Genomic DNA, 16,207 nt, shown 5'->3' with positions numbered 1-16,207 from the left:
GCCGCTCCACCCCCTCCGGGCGCTGCTACGCTGCTAGTAGCGCCCGCCACGCTGCTTCCCACCGGAACCCGCGCGCCGCGAGGCCGCGGGTTCCGGCGTTGTCCTATTTCCGATGCAGGTTCTACCCATGCATGACAAGCAACTCTCCACCGAGGAGCTGATCGCCCAGGACGTCGGCGCCCGCCTGCCCGCGGGGCCGATGGCCAAGGTGATCACCGGCCTGGCGCTGGCCTGGTCGCTGTTCCAGCTGTGGATCGCCTCGCCGCTGCCGTACCTGATCGGCGCCGGCGTGTTCAACGACACCGAGACCCGCTCGATCCACCTGGCCTTCGCCCTGCTGCTGGCCTTCCTCGCCTACCCGGCATTCCGCCGCTCGCCACGCGACCGCGTACCGCTCACCGACCTGGCCATGGGCCTGGCCGCGGCGGCCAGCGCCGCCTACCTGTTCGTCGCCTACGAGCAGCTGGCGCAGCGGCCGGGCAACCTGACCACCCTCGACCTGGTCACCGCCTGCGTCGGCATCCCGCTGCTGCTGGAGGCCACCCGCCGCGCCCTCGGCCCGGCGCTGGCGGTGATCGCCCTGCTGTTCCTGGTCTACAGCGTCGCCGGCCCGTGGATGCCGGAGCTGCTGGCGCACCGCGGGGTGAGCTTCACCGCGCTGGCCAACCACCAGTGGATCACCACCGAAGGCGTGTTCGGCATCGCCCTCGGCGTGTCGACCAGCTTCGTGTTCCTCTTCGTGCTGTTCGGCGCCCTGCTCGAGCGCGCCGGCGCCGGCCACTACTTCATCCAGCTGGCCTTCAGCCTGCTCGGCCACCTGCGCGGCGGCCCGGCCAAGGCGGCGGTGGTGTCCTCGGCGCTGACCGGGGTGATCTCCGGGTCGTCGATCGCCAACGTGGTGACCACCGGCACCTTCACCATCCCGATGATGAAGAAGGTCGGCTTCTCCAAGGAGAAGGCCGGCGCGGTGGAGGTGGCCTCCTCGGTCAACGGCCAGATCATGCCGCCGGTGATGGGCGCCGCGGCCTTCCTGATGGTCGAGTACGTCGGCATGCCCTACGTGGAGATCATCAAGCACGCCTTCCTGCCGGCGGCGATCTCCTACATCGCGCTGTTCTACATCGTCCACCTTGAGGCGCTGAAGCTCGGCATGCAGCCGATCGGCACGCGCCAGCCGAAACCCTGGCTGCGCCGCCTGACCGGTTTCGCCTTCGGCGTCGCGCTGATCTCCGGCCTGTCGCTGGCGGTCTACTACGGCCTCGGCTGGCTCAAGCCGGCGCTCGGCGACTACGCCCTGCCGGGCGTTTCCGTGCTGCTCGCCGCGGTCTACCTGGGCCTGCTCAAGGTCGCCGCCAGCAACCCGCCGCTGCCCGCCGAGGATCCGCACAAGCCCATCGACGCGCTGCCCGAGACCCGCGCCGTGCTGCTGTCCGGGCTGCACTTCCTGCTGCCGGTGGTGGTGCTGGTGTGGTGCCTGATGATCGAGCGCCTGTCGCCCGGCCTGTCGGCGTTCTGGGGCAGCGTGATGCTGATGATCATCCTGCTCACCCAGCGTCCGCTGCTGAGCTGGCTGCGCGGTGACGGCGGCGCCACCCACGGCAGCTTCATCGACGGCTGCGTCGACCTGCGCGAGGGCCTGATCGCCGGCGCGCGCAACATGATCGGCATCGGCATCGCCACCGCCGCCGCCGGCATCATCGTCGGCGCGGTGTCGCAGACCGGTGTCGGCCTGGTGCTCGCCGACCTGGTCGAGCTGCTGTCGATGGGCAACCTGCTCTTGATGCTGCTGCTCACCGGGGTGTTCAGCCTGATCCTCGGCATGGGCCTGCCGACCACCGCCAACTACATCGTGGTGTCCAGTCTGCTGGCGCCGGTGATCGTCACCCTCGGCCAGCAGAACGGCCTGATCGTGCCGCTGATCGCCGTGCACCTGTTCGTCTTCTACTTCGGCATCATGGCCGACGTCACCCCGCCGGTCGGGCTGGCCTCGTTCGCCGCCGCCGCGGTGTCCAAGGGCGACCCGATCAAGACCGGCCTGGTGGCCTTCTACTACAGCCTGCGCACCGCGGCGCTGCCGTTCCTGTTCATCTTCAACACCGACCTGCTGCTGATCGACGTGAGCTGGTGGCATGGCGTACTGATCTTCATCGTCGCCACCATCGCCATGCTGATCTTCGCCGCCGCCACCCAGGGCTTCCTCCTGGTCAGGAGCCGCTGGTACGAGAACGTCCTGCTCCTGCTGGTCGCCTTCACCCTGTTCCGCCCGGGCTTCTGGATGGACATGCTGCACGACCCCTACCGCGCGGTGCCGCCGGCGCAGCTGGCCAGCGCGCTCGGCGAGGTCGAGGCGGACAGCAGCCTGCGTCTGCGCATCCGCGGCGAGGACGCCATTGGCGATCCGCGCACCTTCACCGTGCTGCTGCCGGTGCCGGACGGCGAGAGCGGCGAGGAACGCCTCGGCAAGCTGGGCATCCAGCTCTACGAACAGGACGGCAGGACGCTGATCGACAACGTCGCCTTCGGCAGCCCGGCCGCCGACCTCGGCCTGGAGTTCGACCAGCAGATCCTCGACGTGCGCGCGCCCACCGCGCGCTGGCCCAAGGAACTGATCTGGCTGCCGGGCTTCGCCCTGTTCGGCCTGGTCTGGCTGCTGCAGAGCCGCCGGCGCCGCGCCGCACGGAGCTGAGCCCGCGCGACCCGACGCAGTCTCACGCAGCATGCGCCGGCGCCCCCTGCGGGTGCCGGCGCTCGTATAATCCGCTGCTCCCCTCCGGCAAGGACACGCTGATGACCCTGCATATCCGCATCTGGGACCTGCCCACCCGCATCTTCCACTGGTCGCTGGCGCTGAGCGTCGCCGCCGCCCTGGCCACCGGCTGGGTCGGCGGCAACTGGATGGTCTGGCACGGCCGCCTGGGCCTGGCCATCGCCGGCCTGCTCGCCTTCCGCCTGGCCTGGGGCGTGCTCGGCTCCACCTACGTGCGCTTCGGCCAGGTCCTGCACCTGCCGCAGAGCCTGCCGGCCTACCTGCGCGGCGAATGGCACGGCGGCGGCCACAACCCGCTGGGCTGGCTGTCGGTGCTGGCCATGCTCGCCGCCCTCGGCTTCCAGGTCGCCAGCGGCCTGGTCGCCAACGACGACATCGCCTTCACCGGCCCGCTGTACCGCCTGGTCGATTCCGAGACCAGCAGCCGCCTGACCGGCCTGCACCGCCAGGGCTTGTGGCTGGTGCTGGCGCTGGTCGGCCTGCATCTGGCGGCGCTGCTGTTCTACCGCCTGGTGCGTGGCGAGAACCTCATCGAGGCCATGCTCCACGGCAAGCGCCGGGTACCGGCGAACCAACCGGTCAAGCCGGCCAGCGGCGGCAGCCTGCCGGCGCTGATCGTCGCCCTGGCCTGCGCCGGCGGCGCGGTCTGGGCAGCCGGCGGCAGCTGGATTCCGGCCCCGCCACCGCCGGCGCAGAGCGCGCCGGCCTGGTAACGAAAAAGGGCGACCCGCGGGTCGCCCTCTTCGTCTCGTACAGCCCGGTGCGCATCCCCCCCTACAGCAGCTTCTGCGCAGGGTGTGCCAAACGCATCGGGCATCGACTACCGATCAGTCCATGCGGAACTGGTCGTGGCAGCCCTTGCAGCTCTTGCCCACTTCGCCGAAGGCCTGGGCGATGGCCGCCTTGTCGCCCTCGGCGGCGACCTTGGCCAGGTTGTTGGCGGCCTGGTTGAAGGCGATGGCCACCTTGGCGACCTCTTCCTTCTGCTCGAAGAACTCCGGCTTGACCCGGGTCTTCTCCTTGCCCACCGACTTCTCGGTCCCCGGGCCGTACAGCGCGCCCATGCCGGAGTTGGCGATGGCGGCGATGGTGTTGGCGGCGGCGGCGACCTGCGCCTGGTCGTAGGCCACCGAGCCGTCGATGACCTGCGCCTTGATCTTGCCCATGTTCCAGGCCATGAAGCTGTAGCCGGCCTTGCGGTACTCGATCTGGTCTTCCGGGCTGACCTGGGCCACGGCCAGGCCGGCGGCGCAGGTCAGCAGCAGGCCGGCGCTGCAGGCAATCAGTTTGTTCATCATCAGGCGCTTCTCCCTTCCTTAGCGGTGTAATCACGGTCATGCCGGCCAGCGGGCCGGCGAAGGCTCTAGATTAGCCGTTCCACCGTCGCGTGTGTGCCGCGCAGTTCATGCGCGGCGACTTTCATACCAGCGGAACAGGCCCATGCCGGCGAGCATGGCGATGACGAACGGCAGGATGCCGGCATTGCCGCTGCCCAGCACCACCACCGCCGGCCCCGGGCAGATGCCGGCGATGCCCCAGCCGATGCCGAACAGCAGGCTGCCGATCACCAGCGCGCGGTCCGGCTCGCGCTTGCTCGGCAGCTGCATCGGGCAGCCGGTCAGCGACTGCGGGCGGCGCTTGGCCAGGGTGAAGGGGATCAGTGCGGCGCCGATGCCGCCGCCCATCACCAGAGCCAGCGACGGATCCCAGGCGCCGGCCAGATCGAGGAAGGCCAGCACCTTGGCCGGATCGGCCATGCCGGCCAGCAGCAGGCCGAGGCCGAACAGCAGGCCGGCGAGGAAGGCGGTCAGACGGTTCATGCTCAGGCTCCCAGCAGATGACGAACGACGAACACGGTGGCGAAGCCGGTGGCCATGAAGCTCAGGGTGGCCACCAGCGAACGCGGCGACAGCCGCGACAGGCCGCACACGCCGTGACCGCTGGTGCAACCGGAGCCCAGCCGCGCGCCGAAGCCGACCAGCAGGCCGGCGAGCAGCAGGCCCGGCACGCCGGCCTGCATCTCGATCACCGGCAGGGCGGCGAACGCCTGCCACAGCCAGGGCGCGAGCAGCAGTCCGAGGACGAACAGCAGGCTGTCCAGGCGGCCGCTGGCCTGCGGATTGAGCAGGTTGCCGAGCAGGCCGCTGATACCGGCGATGCGGCCGTTGGCCAGCACGAACAGCCCGGCGGCCAGGCCGATCAGGATGCCGCCGGCCAGGGCGCTCCAGGGGGTGAAGTGAAGCCAGTCGATGGTCATGGCTGCTCCTTGGTGCAGAACTGTTGATAGAGGGTATGGATCAGCGCCAGGGCAGCAGGGCTGACGATGCGGTAGTGGATCTGCTTGCCCTCGCGCCGGGTCGCCACCAGGCCCTCGCGGCGCAGCACACCGAGCTGCTGCGACAGGGTTGGCTGGACGATGCCCAGCGCCGCCTGCAGTTCGCCGACGTTGCGCTCGCCCTCGGCCAGCTGGCAGAGCAGCAGCAGGCGGTCGGGATTGGCCAGCACCTTGAGCAGCTGGCTGGCGGTGTCGGCCCGGGAGCGCAGCAAGGCGAGGTCGAGACAGGCGAGAGGCATGCAGGAACCCACTAAAGTTAAGCCGAAAACAATATATAAATAAATAATCTGTTTTTCAACAGATCGTCAGCCGCGCTGCTACTTTAGTGGGAAAAGGCCGACCTTTTAGGCCAAAGTCCACTTGCAATTATCGTCTTAATTCTGTTGCGAACTATTGAAGAGCGCGGCTTTCCCCCCGCACAATGCCGCCACTGCCCCGCGCGGGCGCCCCGTGCGCCCCATGCCAGATGAGCTGGCGCCTTGCGGAGCTCCAGATAACAACAACTAGCCATTGGAGATTTGCCCGTGCAGATCGGCATCCCCCTCGAAACCCACGCCGGGGAAACCCGCGTGGCCGCCACGCCGGAAACGGTGAAGAAACTCGTCGGCCAGGGTCACCAGGTCGTCGTCCAGTCCGGTGCCGGCATCCAGGCCAGCGTCCCCGACGACGCCTATGTCGCCGCCGGTGCGCGCATCGGCTCGGCCGCCGAAGCCTTCGGCGCCGGCCTGGTGCTCAAGGTCGTCGCCCCCGACGCCAGCGAGCTGCAGCTGATGCAGCCCGGCGCCGTGCTGGTCGGCATGCTCAACCCGTTCGACGACGCCAACCTGGCGCGCATGGCCGCGCGTGGCATCACCGCCTTCGCCCTCGAGGCCGCGCCGCGCACCTCGCGCGCGCAGAGCCTCGACGTGCTGTCGTCGCAGGCCAACATCGCCGGCTACAAGGCGGTGATGCTCGCCGCCAACCACTACCCGCGCTTCATGCCGATGCTGATGACCGCCGCCGGTACGGTGAAGGCCGCCCGCGTGCTGGTACTCGGCGCCGGCGTCGCCGGCCTGCAGGCGATCGCCACCGCCAAGCGCCTGGGCGCGGTGATCGAGGCCTCGGACGTGCGTCCGGCGGTCAAGGAGCAGGTGGAATCGCTCGGCGCCAAGTTCGTCGACGTGCCCTACGAAACGGATGAAGAGCGCGAGTGCGCCCAGGGCATCGGCGGCTACGCGCGGCCGATGCCGAAATCCTGGATGGAGCGCCAGGCCAAGGCCGTGCACGAGCGCGCCAGGCAGGCCGACATCGTCATCACCACCGCGCTGATCCCCGGCCGTCTGGCGCCGACCCTGCTGCACGAGGCCACGGTGGCGGCGATGAAGCCCGGCTCGGTGGTCATCGACCTGGCCGCCGCCCAGGGCGGCAACTGCCCGCTGACCGAAGTCGATCAGGTGGTGGTCAAGCACGGCGTGACCATCGTCGGCCACAGCAATCTGCCGGCGCTGGTGGCGGCGGACGCCTCGGCCCTGTACGCGCGCAACCTGCTGGACTTCCTCAAGCTGGTCCTCGACAAGGACGGCCAGTTCCAGCTCAACCGCGAAGACGACATCGTCGCCGCCTGCCTGATGTGCGAAGGCGGCCAGCAGGTCCGCCGCAACGCGGCCTGATCGCTCCCACCCTCTGCGACCCCCATTACAGGATTACCCCCATGGACCCGATCTCCGACGGTCTCTACAACCTGATCATCTTCGTGCTGGCGATCTACGTCGGCTACCACGTGGTGTGGAACGTCACCCCCGCGCTGCACACCCCGCTGATGGCGGTCACCAACGCCATCTCCGCCATCGTCATCGTCGGCGCCATGCTGGCCGCCGCGCTGACCGAAACCGGCCTGGGCAAGACCATGGGCACCCTGGCCGTGGCGCTGGCCGCGGTCAACGTGTTCGGCGGCTTCCTGGTCACCCGGCGCATGCTGGAAATGTTCAAGAAGAAAGACAAGCCGGCCAAGGCGGAGGCGCACTGAGATGAGCATGAACCTGATCACCGCCCTCTACCTGGTCGCCTCGGTGTGCTTCATCCAGGCGCTCAAGGGCCTCTCGCACCCGACCAGCTCGCGCCGGGGCAACCTGTTCGGCATGGTCGGCATGGCCATCGCCGTGCTCACCACCGTCGGCCTGATCTACAAGCTCGGCGCGCAGATGGGCGAAGGCGCCGGCATCGGCTACGTGGTCCTCGGCCTGCTGCTCGGCGGCACGGCCGGCACCATCATGGCCAAGCGCGTGGAGATGACCAAGATGCCCGAGCTGGTCGCCTTCATGCACAGCATGATCGGCCTGGCCGCGGTATTCATCGCCGTGGCGGCCGTGGTCGAGCCGCAGTCGCTGGGCATCGTCGCCGCCCTCGGCGAGCCGATCCCGGCGGGCAACCGCCTGGAGCTGTTCCTCGGCGCGGCCATCGGCGCGATCACCTTCTCCGGTTCGGTGATCGCCTTCGGCAAGCTGTCCGGTAAATACAAGTTCCGCCTGTTCCAGGGCGCCCCGGTGACCTTCGCCGGCCAGCACTGGCTGAACCTGGCCTTCGGCCTGACCATCGTCGGCCTCGGTCTGGCCTTCACCTTCAGCGGTGACCTGACCGCCTTCGCCGTGCTGGTGGCGCTGGCCTTCGTCATCGGCGTGCTGATCATCATCCCGATCGGCGGCGCCGACATGCCGGTGGTGGTGTCGATGCTCAACAGCTACTCGGGCTGGGCAGCCGCCGGCATCGGCTTCTCGCTGAACAACTCGATGCTGATCGTCGCCGGTTCGCTGGTGGGTTCGAGCGGTGCGATCCTCTCCTACATCATGTGCAAGGCGATGAACCGCTCGTTCTTCAACGTGATCCTCGGCGGCTTCGGCGCCGAAGCCGGCGCGACCGTGACCGGCGGCCAGGAGCAGCGCCCGGTGAAGAGCGGCTCGGCCGACGACGCCGCGTTCCTGCTCGGCAACGCCGACAGCGTGATCATCGTCCCCGGCTATGGTCTGGCGGTGGCGCGTGCCCAGCACGCGCTGATGGAGCTGACCGAGAAGCTGACCCATCGCGGGGTGACGGTGAAGTACGCCATCCACCCGGTCGCCGGGCGCATGCCGGGGCACATGAACGTGCTGCTGGCCGAGGCCGAGGTGCCCTACGAGCAGGTGCACGAGATGGAGGACATCAACCCCGAGTTCGGCCAGGCCGACGTGGTGCTGGTGCTCGGCGCCAACGACGTGGTCAACCCGGCGGCGAAGACCGATCCGAAGTCGCCGATCGCCGGCATGCCGATCCTCGACGCGTACAAGGCGCGCACCGTGATCGTCAACAAACGCTCGATGGCCAGCGGCTACGCCGGTCTCGACAACGAGCTGTTCTACATGGACAAGACCATGATGGTGTTCGGCGACGCCAAGAAGGTGGTCGAGGACATGGTCAAGGCGGTCGACTAAAGCCGTAGAACGCCCCGGAACAGCCACTTCCGCCGGTCGGAAGTGGCTGTTTCTGCGGCAAAAGGTCGCGACGCCTTGCAAAAACCGTCCAGCGCATTACGACCTTAGTATTAAAGGCGTAGCGATAGCGAATCCTTAGACTCGGCGCACTGTGTTCGTCCCAGGCCGTATCCAAAGGAACCGCTCCATGTCCCAGTACCCTGATCGTATTCGTCTGCAGTCCCTGACCGACAAAATCACCACCGCAGCCGAAGCTGCCAAGCTGGTCAAGAACGGCATGACCGTCGGCATGAGCGGTTTCACCCGCGCCGGCGAAGCCAAGGCCCTGCCGGTCGCCCTCGCCGAGCGCGCCCGCAGCGAAGAGCTGAAGATCACCCTGATCACCGGTGCCAGCCTGGGCAACGATCTGGACAAGCTGATGGCCGAATCCGGCCTGCTGGCCCGCCGCATGCCCTTCCAGTCCGACGCCGGCCTGCGCAAGGCGATCAACACCGGCGAGGTGATGTTCATCGACCAGCACCTGTCCGACACCGCCGAACAACTGCGCGGCGGCAGCCTGAAGCCGGTCGACGTGGCCATCATCGAGGCCTGCGCCATCACCGAGGAAGGCGGCATCGTGCCGACCACCTCCGTGGGCAACTCCGCCACCTTCGGCGCCACCGCCGACAAGGTCATCATCGAGCTGAACCTGGCCCACCCGCTGGCCCTGGAAGGCCTGCACGACATCTACTTCCCGGAGAAGCGCCCGAACCGCAAGCCGATCCCGCTGGTCAACGGCCAGGACCGCATCGGCCTGCCGTACATCCCGGTCGACCCGGCCAAGATCGCCGCCATCGTCATCACCGACCAGGAAGACTCCTACTCCAACGTCCTGCCGCCGGATGACGAGACCCAGGCCATCGCCAACCACCTGATCGCCTTCCTCGAGAAGGAAGTGGAAGCCGGCCACATGACCAACAGCCTGCTGCCGCTGCAGGCCGGTGTCGGCACCATCGCCAACGCCGTGATGAACGGCCTGCTGAAGTCCAACTTCAGCGGCCTGACCATGTACTCCGAGGTGCTGCAGGACTCCACCTTCGAACTGTTCGACGCCGGCAAGCTGACCGCCGCCTCGGGCTGCTCCTTCACCCTGTCCGAGAAGATGTGCCACCACGTGCTGGCCAACCTGGACAAGTACAAGGACAAGCTGGTGCTGCGTCCGCAGGAGCTGTCCAACCATCCGGAGATCGTCCGTCGCCTCGGCATCATCGGCATCAACACCGCGCTGGAGTTCGACATCTACGGCAACGTCAACTCCACCCACGTCAACGGCACCCACATGATGAACGGCCTCGGCGGTTCGGGCGACTTCACCCGCAACGCCCACCTGGCCATCTTCGTCACCAAGTCCGTGGCCAAGGGCGGCGCCATCTCCAGCGTCGTGCCGATGACCCCGCACGTCGACCACAACGAGCACGACGTCGACATCCTGGTCACCGAGATCGGCCTGGCCGACCTGCGCGGCCTGGCCCCGCGCGAGCGCGCCCAGCTGATCATCAACAACTGCGTGCACCCGGACTTCCGCCCGGCCATGCAGGACTACTTCGACCGCGCCTGTGCCACCGTCGGCGGCCAGACCCCGCACATCCTGAGCGAGGCCTTCTCCTGGCACATCAACATGCAGCAGACCGGCCACATGCTGGGCAACAAGTGATCGGCCTGCGCTGACTCGCTGACCGCTGCAACACTGCGCCGCCTTCGGGCGGCGCAGTCGTTTCCGCCTCGCCGATTGCCCGGCGCCGGGCTTTGCGGCAGCCTTGCCGCTGGCGCCGCCGCGAACTCGCGCCGCCTGCTGCTGTCCATCTTATCGACTCAATTGCGCACAGGAACTGCCCCATGCCCCGTCTCACCCTGCTCGCCGGCGCCGCCCTGCTGACCCTGGCCGGCCACGCCTCCGCCACCAGCTTCGTCGCCACCACCGACACCCTGGGTGGCCTGACCGCCAACGCCAGCGAAAGCACCAGCGACATCTCCTCCTCGTTCAACGACGACAAGATCGTCCTCGCCGCCCGCGACGACGCCGCCAGTTTCGTCGCCAGCCAGGGCCAGATCCGTGGCGCCCGCCTGGAAGCCGCGCTGCGCCATATCCGCCAGCAGGCCCCGCAGCTGCAGGCCGACGACCTGCAGCTGGCGCGCGCCATCCTCACCCTGTAAGGGCGACCCGTCGCGCAGGCGCCAGACAGGTCACGCTGCGGCGCTGCGCGACTGGCACGAGGCCATGCGAATCAATACATTACGCGCCTCGTTCCCCCCTCACCGGAGTTCCGCCATGCGCCGTTCCCTGATCGCCGCCTCCCTCGTCCTGCTCGCCGCCGGCAGCGCCCAGGCCCAGACCCTGGTCGCCACCAGCAACATCGTCGTCCGCGCCCTCGAGCGCAGCTTCGACTTCACCTCCGACACCACCACCTCGCTGCGCGACATGAAGCTGGTGCAGGCCGCCCGCGACGACGCCGCCAGCTTCGTCGCCAGCGCAGGCGCGATCCGTGGCGCCCAGCTGGAAGCCGCCCTGCAGGTGGTGCGCGAGCGCGTGCCGGAAGCCCGCCAGGCCAGCGACGCCGAACTGGCGCAGGCCCTGCTCGCCCTGTGATGCACTGGCGGGCGGCGCTGGGCGGCCTCGCCCTGCTGCTGGGCATGCTCGCCCAGCCGGGCAACGTGCAGGCCGGCCCCGCACCGTCCGCCGCCGGCCTGCGCCTCGAGCTGCAGGCCGGCGGCCTGTCCGCCAGCGAACGGCAGGCCAGCCAGGCGCTGCTCGACGAGGCCCTCGCCAGCCTGCCGCCGCGCCTGCGCCAGCAGCTGGAGCGCACCGTCGCGGTACGCTGGAGCGACGCGCTGCCGAGCGCGGTGTACGGCCGCCTGACCCGCCGCGACGCCTTCGAGCTCAACGCCCGCCTACTGCCGGCGCTGGCCGACGGCAGCGCCGCGCGCACTCCGACCGGCCGCCCGCACGGCACCCTGCGCCGCGAGCTGCTGGCCACCCTGCTCCACGAGCTGACCCACCTGTACGACCGCGCGCGCGCCTGGCCGGCCGACGAGGCACGGCTGATCCGCCGCTGCCGGCAGCAGGCGGCGCGCCAGGGGCTGGTCGGCCTGCCGGGCGAGTGCCGCGGGCAGACCGAGCGCCGCTTCACCCTCTCCGACAGTCCGCGCCTGCTCGACCTGGCCGGCTGGGCGCAGCGCGTCGGCCAGCGCGGCGCGCGCGAGGCGGACAATCCGCAGAACCTGCGCAGCCCGGACGCCTACGAGCTGAGCAACCCGCGCGAGTTCGTCGCGGTGAACCTCGAGTACTTCCTCCTCGATCCGGCCTACGCCTGCCGCCGCCCGGCCCTGCATCGCCACCTGCGCGAGCACTTCGCCTGGGCGCCGCCGGCCGCGCCCTGCGCCGGCGAGCTGGCCTACCTCAACGCCGGCAGCGACTTCGCCCGCCAACCGCTCGGCCGTCTCGACCCCGAGCGCCTCTACGCGGTCGACTACCTGTTCGCCGAGGCCAACGACAACTGGGTCAGCCGCTGGGGCCACAGCATGCTGCGCCTGGTGGTCTGCGCCCCCGGCCGGCCGCGCGGTCCGGACTGCCGCCTAGACCTCGACCAGCACCTGGTGCTGTCCTACCGCGCCTTCGTCGGCGACGTGCAGCTGTCCAGCTGGGCCGGCCTGACCGGCGCCTATCCGTCGCGGCTGTTCGTCCTGCCGCTCGGCCAGGTGATCGACGAATACACCAAGACCGAACTGCGCAGCCTCGCCTCGCTGCCGCTCAGGCTGAGCCGCCGCCAGCTGCGCGAACTGGCCGAGCATGCCGCCGAGCTGCACTGGAGCCACGACGGCGACTACTGGTTCCTCAGCAACAACTGCGCGGTGGAGACCCTCAAGCTGCTCAGGAGCGGCAGCCACGACCCGCGCCTCGCCGACCTCGACAGCATCACCCCCAGCGGCCTGCTCGAGCTGCTCGAGGCGCGTGGCCTGGCTGACCGCAGCGTGCTGGACGACCCGCGCGAGGCGCTGCGCCTGGGCTATCGCTTCGACTCCTTCCGCGAGCGCTACCAGGCCATGTTCGCCATCGCCCGCGAGCGCCTGGCGCTGCCGCAGACGACGGTCGAGGACTGGCTGCGCCTGCCGGCCGGCACGCGCCGCCAGCACTTCGCCGGCGCCGACCTGCGCGCCAGCGCCGCCCTGCTGCTGCTCGAACAGGCCGCGCGGCGGCGCCAGCTGCAGCTGGCCCAGGACGACCTCAAGCAGGCCTACCTCGGCCGCCGCGCCCACGGCCGGGACAACGCCGGCGCCGACCGCACCCTCGAGCAGCTGCTGGCGGGCAGCGGCTTCCTCAGCCGCCCGGCCGAGCTGCTCGACGGCGGCTACGGCCTGCCGCAGCCCGGCGAATGGCAGCGCCTGGAGCGCGAGAGCAGCCAGCGCCAGGCGCAGCTGCGCCAGCTCAGCGACCAGCTCGACGCGCAGCTGCTGAGCCTGCTCGAACCGGCGCGGCGCCGCGAGCTGGACGACGGCGAGGCCAACCTCAAGGCGCTCGGCGCCCAGCTGCGCGAACTGCACCGCGCCGGCGGCGGCCTGCAGCTGCCGTGAAACGCTCCGCTGGCGCGGTTTGCCGTTAGACTGCGGACAACCCCATCCCCGGCGCCGCCACGCCACCCTGCAACGGAGCTGCCATGTCCACCCTGCTGCTCGCCCTCTGGCCGCTGTTCGCGCTGATCGTCGCCGGCTACCTGCTGCGCCGCAGCGACTTCCCCGGCGAGGCCTTCTGGCCCGGCGCCGAGCGGCTCAACTACTTCCTGCTGTTCCCCGCCCTGCTGCTCAGCAGCCTGGCCCGCGCGCCGCTGGACAACCCGGCGCTGCCACGCCTGGCACTGGCGGTGCTGCTCGGCCTGGCCGCCGGCTGGCTGGGCCTGCTCGCCCTGCGCCGCTGGCGCGGCTGGCCGGCGGCGCGCTTCGGCGCCATCGTCCAGGGCGCGCTGCGCTTCAACACCTACCTGGGCCTGGCCGCCGTGGGCAGTCTGTACGGCGCCAGCGGGCTGACCCTGGCGGCACTGATGCTGGCGCTGATGGTGCCGGCGGTGAACGTGCTGTCGGTCTGGGCGCTGAGCGCCGGGAACGGGGTGAGCGCGCGCAGCCTGCTGCTGCCGATCGTGAGGAATCCGCTGATCCTCGCCTGCCTCGGCGGCGCGCTGCTCAACCTGTTCGGCATCGGCCTGCCCGGCGGCACGGAGCGCCTGCTCGGCCTGCTCGCCGCCGCCAGCCTGCCGCTCGGCCTGCTCTGCGTCGGCGCCGCGCTGCGCCCGCAGGAGCTGCGCGGCGAGGTACCGGCGCTGATCGGCAACAGCCTGGCGCGCCTGCTGCTGATGCCGCTGCTGGCCTGGCTGGTCGCCCGACTGCTGGCCCTGCCGGCCATGGAAAGCACCCTGCTGGTGCTGTTCTTCGCCCTGCCCACCGCGCCGACCGCCTACGTGCTGACCCGCCAACTCGGCGGCGACAGCCACCTGATGGCCGGCATCATCACCCTGCAGACCCTGCTCGCCGCCCTCAGCCTGCCGCTGCTGCTGGCGGCGCTGGCCTGAACGGAGCCCCGCGATGCACCTGCTGCCCTGGTCCCACCCCAGCTCCGCCGGCTTCACCCTGCGCGGCTGGCACAGCGCGCCCTCCGGCAAGCCGCTGCTGCACTTCCTGCACGGCAACGGCTTCTGCGGACGCGCCTACGAGCCGCTGCTGCGCCTGCTGAGCGCGGACTTCGACCTCTGGCTGTGCGACGTGCAGGGCCACGGCGACAGCGACCACGGCGGGCGCTTCCTCGGCTGGAACCGCAGCGCCGAACTGGCGGTGGAGGCCTTCGTCGCCGGCCGCGAGCGCTTCGGCGCGGTACCGTACTTCGCCTGCGGACACAGTTTCGGCAGCGTGCTCAGCGGCCTGATCCTCGCCGCCGAGCCGGCGCTGTTCCGCCGCGCGGTGCTGCTCGATCCGGTGCTGTTCCCGCCGGCGATGATCGGGGTGATGGCGCTGTCCGAGCTGCTCGGCCTGCACGAGCGCCGCGCGCTGGTGCGCCAGGCGCGCGGCCGCCGCGAGCGCTGGCCGGACCGCGCCGCAGCCCGCGCGGGCCTGCATGGCCGCGGCATCTTCCGCGGCTGGAGCGACGCGGCGCTGCACGCCTACGTCGAGCACGCGCTGCGTGCAGTGGCGGACGGGGTGGAACTCAAGTGCCGGCCGGGCCGCGAGGCGGAGATCTTCGCCTCCTACCCGCGCCGGCTATGGCGCTCGCTGGCGCAGGTGAGCACGCCGAGCCTGGTGCTGCACGGAGTGGACAGCTACCCCTTCGTCGGCCAGGGCGTGGCGCGCTGGTGCGCGCTCAACCACCGGGTCAGCGCGCAGCGGGTGGCCGGCGGGCATTGCTTCATGCAGGAGCAGCCGCAGGAGGCGGCACAGCGGATCGGCGCCTTCCTGCTGGGTGGCTGAGCTGCGGGCTCAGCGCTCGCGGGGTGGCTGGCGACGCCGCCAGGCGTCGAGATCGACCACCCGCGCGGCCTCGCCGTCGGCGTCGTCGTCGCGCTCGGGGACGCGGAACGGATGAGGCGCCAGTTCGATCTGCGCCGGGATACGGCCGAGCAGCACCAGGCGCCCGGGATGACGCTGCTCGCCGGTGACGGTGAACTCGAAGGCGTACTCGCGGGCCAGACGCAGCCGGCCGCTGCGGTCGCGCAGCAGACGCAGGCGGCGGAAGGCCACGTTGTCGTCGAGCAGCAGCACGTCCTCGCGCAGGCAGGCCTGGCGCACCAGGCGCAGGGCGTGCTCGTGGATGCCATGCGCGTGCCACAGCCAGGCGCACACGCCGCCGGCCAGCAACAGTACCGCCAGCTCGCCGAGCGTCAGCATGCACGCCTCCGGGCAGGCAGCGGGCGAAGCGCGTGGCGGTACGGCATGGGCGATCCTCAGTCGTGGTTCATCAGCGCCTTGTAGCGCTCTTCCAGTTCGCGACGGATCGCCCGGCGCTGCTCGGCCTGGGCGAAGCGGCGCTTCTGCTCGGGGGTCTGCGGATTGAGCGGCGGCACCGGCACGGTCTTGCCGTGGCCGTCGACCGCCACCATGGTGAAGAAGCAGCTGTTGGTGTGGCGCACCGACTGGTTGCGGATGTCCTCGGTGACCACCTTGATGCCGATCTCCATCGAGGTGCTGCCGGTGTAGTTGACCGAGGCGAGGAAGGTGACCAGCTCGCCGACGTGGATCGGCTGGCGGAAGATCACCTGGTCAACCGACAGGGTGACCACGTAGCGACCGGCGTAGCGGCTGGCGCAGGCATAGGCGACTTCGTCGAGGTACTTGAGCAGGGTGCCGCCATGGACGTTGCCGGAGAAGTTGGCCTTGTCCGGGGTCATCAGGACGGTCATGGTCAGCTGCGCATTGCCGGATTGCATGGGTCTATCGGGCTCATCGGGATGGGGGAGGGTGCTCTACTTTAGTCGAATGCGCACCCTCTGTGTCGAGCAATTTGCCCGCCCCGCCAGGCCGCGGCCGGCGCGGGCTGGCGCCGGTTTTCCGGGCTCGCCGGGCACGGCGACGAACAGCCCGGCATCACCCGCGAAACTGCGACCAAATGTCGCGTTCCGCCAATTTCCGAAAATCTCTGCTACGCGC

At 70.0% G+C, this 16,207-nt stretch carries 17 protein-coding genes; 11 read left to right on the top strand and 6 right to left on the bottom strand.

Features of this window, described 5'->3' with window-relative positions:
* Nucleotides 1–127 precede the first annotated feature (127 nt).
* Both BLT78_RS18070 and BLT78_RS18065 read left to right on the top strand, forming a co-directional pair.
* Nucleotides 128–2,686 carry a TRAP transporter permease gene (locus tag BLT78_RS18070; protein WP_090351140.1) on the top strand — a complete coding sequence of 853 codons (2,559 nt, stop codon included), beginning with the start codon at nt 128–130 and terminating at the stop codon, nt 2,684–2,686.
* A gap of 101 nt (nt 2,687–2,787) precedes the next feature.
* Nucleotides 2,788–3,480: a cytochrome b/b6 domain-containing protein gene (locus tag BLT78_RS18065; RefSeq protein ID WP_090351139.1), complete on the top strand. Its 693-nt coding sequence runs from the start codon at nt 2,788–2,790 to the stop codon at nt 3,478–3,480.
* Between the two features lie 114 nt (nt 3,481–3,594).
* On the opposite strand, the gene BLT78_RS18060 is transcribed toward BLT78_RS18065, so the two are convergent.
* From BLT78_RS18060 to BLT78_RS18045, 4 genes are all read right to left on the bottom strand, one after another.
* Nucleotides 3,595–4,062: a c-type cytochrome gene (locus BLT78_RS18060; protein WP_090352394.1), complete on the bottom strand. Its 468-nt coding sequence runs from the start codon at nt 4,060–4,062 to the stop codon at nt 3,595–3,597.
* 108 nt (nt 4,063–4,170) lie between these two features.
* Nucleotides 4,171–4,587 (bottom strand): YeeE/YedE family protein, encoded by a 417-nt coding sequence (locus BLT78_RS18055; RefSeq protein ID WP_090351136.1) that lies wholly within the window; start codon nt 4,585–4,587, stop codon nt 4,171–4,173.
* 2 nt (nt 4,588–4,589) lie between these two features.
* Nucleotides 4,590–5,024, bottom strand: coding sequence for a YeeE/YedE family protein (locus BLT78_RS18050; RefSeq protein ID WP_090351134.1), 435 nt, complete (start codon nt 5,022–5,024; stop codon nt 4,590–4,592).
* The gene (locus BLT78_RS18045) at nt 5,021–5,341 is read right to left on the bottom strand and encodes an ArsR/SmtB family transcription factor (RefSeq protein WP_090352392.1); all 321 of its coding nucleotides are present in this window, start codon (nt 5,339–5,341) and stop codon (nt 5,021–5,023) included. Before BLT78_RS18045 ends, BLT78_RS18050 begins: the two co-directional genes overlap by 4 nt.
* A gap of 285 nt (nt 5,342–5,626) precedes the next feature.
* On the opposite strand from BLT78_RS18045, the gene BLT78_RS18040 reads away from it, so the two are divergent.
* The 9 genes from BLT78_RS18040 (at nt 5,627) to BLT78_RS18000 (ending at nt 15,031) form a co-directional block, all read left to right on the top strand.
* On the top strand, nt 5,627–6,751 hold the full coding sequence (locus tag BLT78_RS18040) for a Re/Si-specific NAD(P)(+) transhydrogenase subunit alpha (RefSeq protein WP_090351133.1): 1,125 nt from the start codon (nt 5,627–5,629) through the stop codon (nt 6,749–6,751).
* 41 nt (nt 6,752–6,792) lie between these two features.
* Nucleotides 6,793–7,107, top strand: coding sequence for an NAD(P) transhydrogenase subunit alpha (locus BLT78_RS18035; RefSeq protein ID WP_041506114.1), 315 nt, complete (start codon nt 6,793–6,795; stop codon nt 7,105–7,107).
* 1 nt (nt 7,108) lies between these two features.
* The gene (locus tag BLT78_RS18030) at nt 7,109–8,545 is read left to right on the top strand and encodes an NAD(P)(+) transhydrogenase (Re/Si-specific) subunit beta (RefSeq protein WP_090351131.1); all 1,437 of its coding nucleotides are present in this window, start codon (nt 7,109–7,111) and stop codon (nt 8,543–8,545) included.
* A 187-nt stretch (nt 8,546–8,732) separates the two neighbouring features.
* Nucleotides 8,733–10,238: an acetyl-CoA hydrolase/transferase family protein gene (locus BLT78_RS18025; protein ID WP_090351130.1), complete on the top strand. Its 1,506-nt coding sequence runs from the start codon at nt 8,733–8,735 to the stop codon at nt 10,236–10,238.
* Between the two features lie 182 nt (nt 10,239–10,420).
* Nucleotides 10,421–10,738, top strand: coding sequence for a DUF2388 domain-containing protein (locus BLT78_RS18020; RefSeq protein WP_090351128.1), 318 nt, complete (start codon nt 10,421–10,423; stop codon nt 10,736–10,738).
* Nucleotides 10,739–10,853: 115 nt separating this feature from the next.
* On the top strand, nt 10,854–11,171 hold the full coding sequence (locus tag BLT78_RS18015; RefSeq protein WP_090351126.1) for a DUF2388 domain-containing protein: 318 nt from the start codon (nt 10,854–10,856) through the stop codon (nt 11,169–11,171).
* 44 nt (nt 11,172–11,215) lie between these two features.
* The gene (locus BLT78_RS18010) at nt 11,216–13,153 is read left to right on the top strand and encodes a DUF7844 domain-containing protein (protein WP_090352390.1); all 1,938 of its coding nucleotides are present in this window, start codon (nt 11,216–11,218) and stop codon (nt 13,151–13,153) included.
* Nucleotides 13,154–13,236: 83 nt separating this feature from the next.
* Nucleotides 13,237–14,142 carry an AEC family transporter gene (locus BLT78_RS18005; protein ID WP_090351125.1) on the top strand — a complete coding sequence of 302 codons (906 nt, stop codon included), beginning with the start codon at nt 13,237–13,239 and terminating at the stop codon, nt 14,140–14,142.
* Between the two features lie 13 nt (nt 14,143–14,155).
* Nucleotides 14,156–15,031 (top strand): alpha/beta fold hydrolase, encoded by an 876-nt coding sequence (locus tag BLT78_RS18000; protein ID WP_090351123.1) that lies wholly within the window; start codon nt 14,156–14,158, stop codon nt 15,029–15,031.
* 9 nt (nt 15,032–15,040) lie between these two features.
* Here the strand turns inward: BLT78_RS18000 and BLT78_RS17995 are convergent, their stop codons facing one another.
* Nucleotides 15,041–15,448, bottom strand: coding sequence for a DUF3301 domain-containing protein (locus BLT78_RS17995; RefSeq protein ID WP_090351121.1), 408 nt, complete (start codon nt 15,446–15,448; stop codon nt 15,041–15,043).
* 56 nt (nt 15,449–15,504) lie between these two features.
* A complete protein-coding gene (locus BLT78_RS17990) occupies nt 15,505–15,987 on the bottom strand; it encodes an acyl-CoA thioesterase (protein WP_090351120.1) in 483 nt (160 codons plus the stop codon).
* Nucleotides 15,988–16,207: the final 220 nt, after the last annotated feature.

The sequence above is a fragment of the Pseudomonas oryzae genome, from assembly GCF_900104805.1.
Taxonomy (GTDB): domain Bacteria; phylum Pseudomonadota; class Gammaproteobacteria; order Pseudomonadales; family Pseudomonadaceae; genus Geopseudomonas; species Geopseudomonas oryzae.
This window is presented reverse-complemented; position numbering and strand designations above follow the sequence as displayed.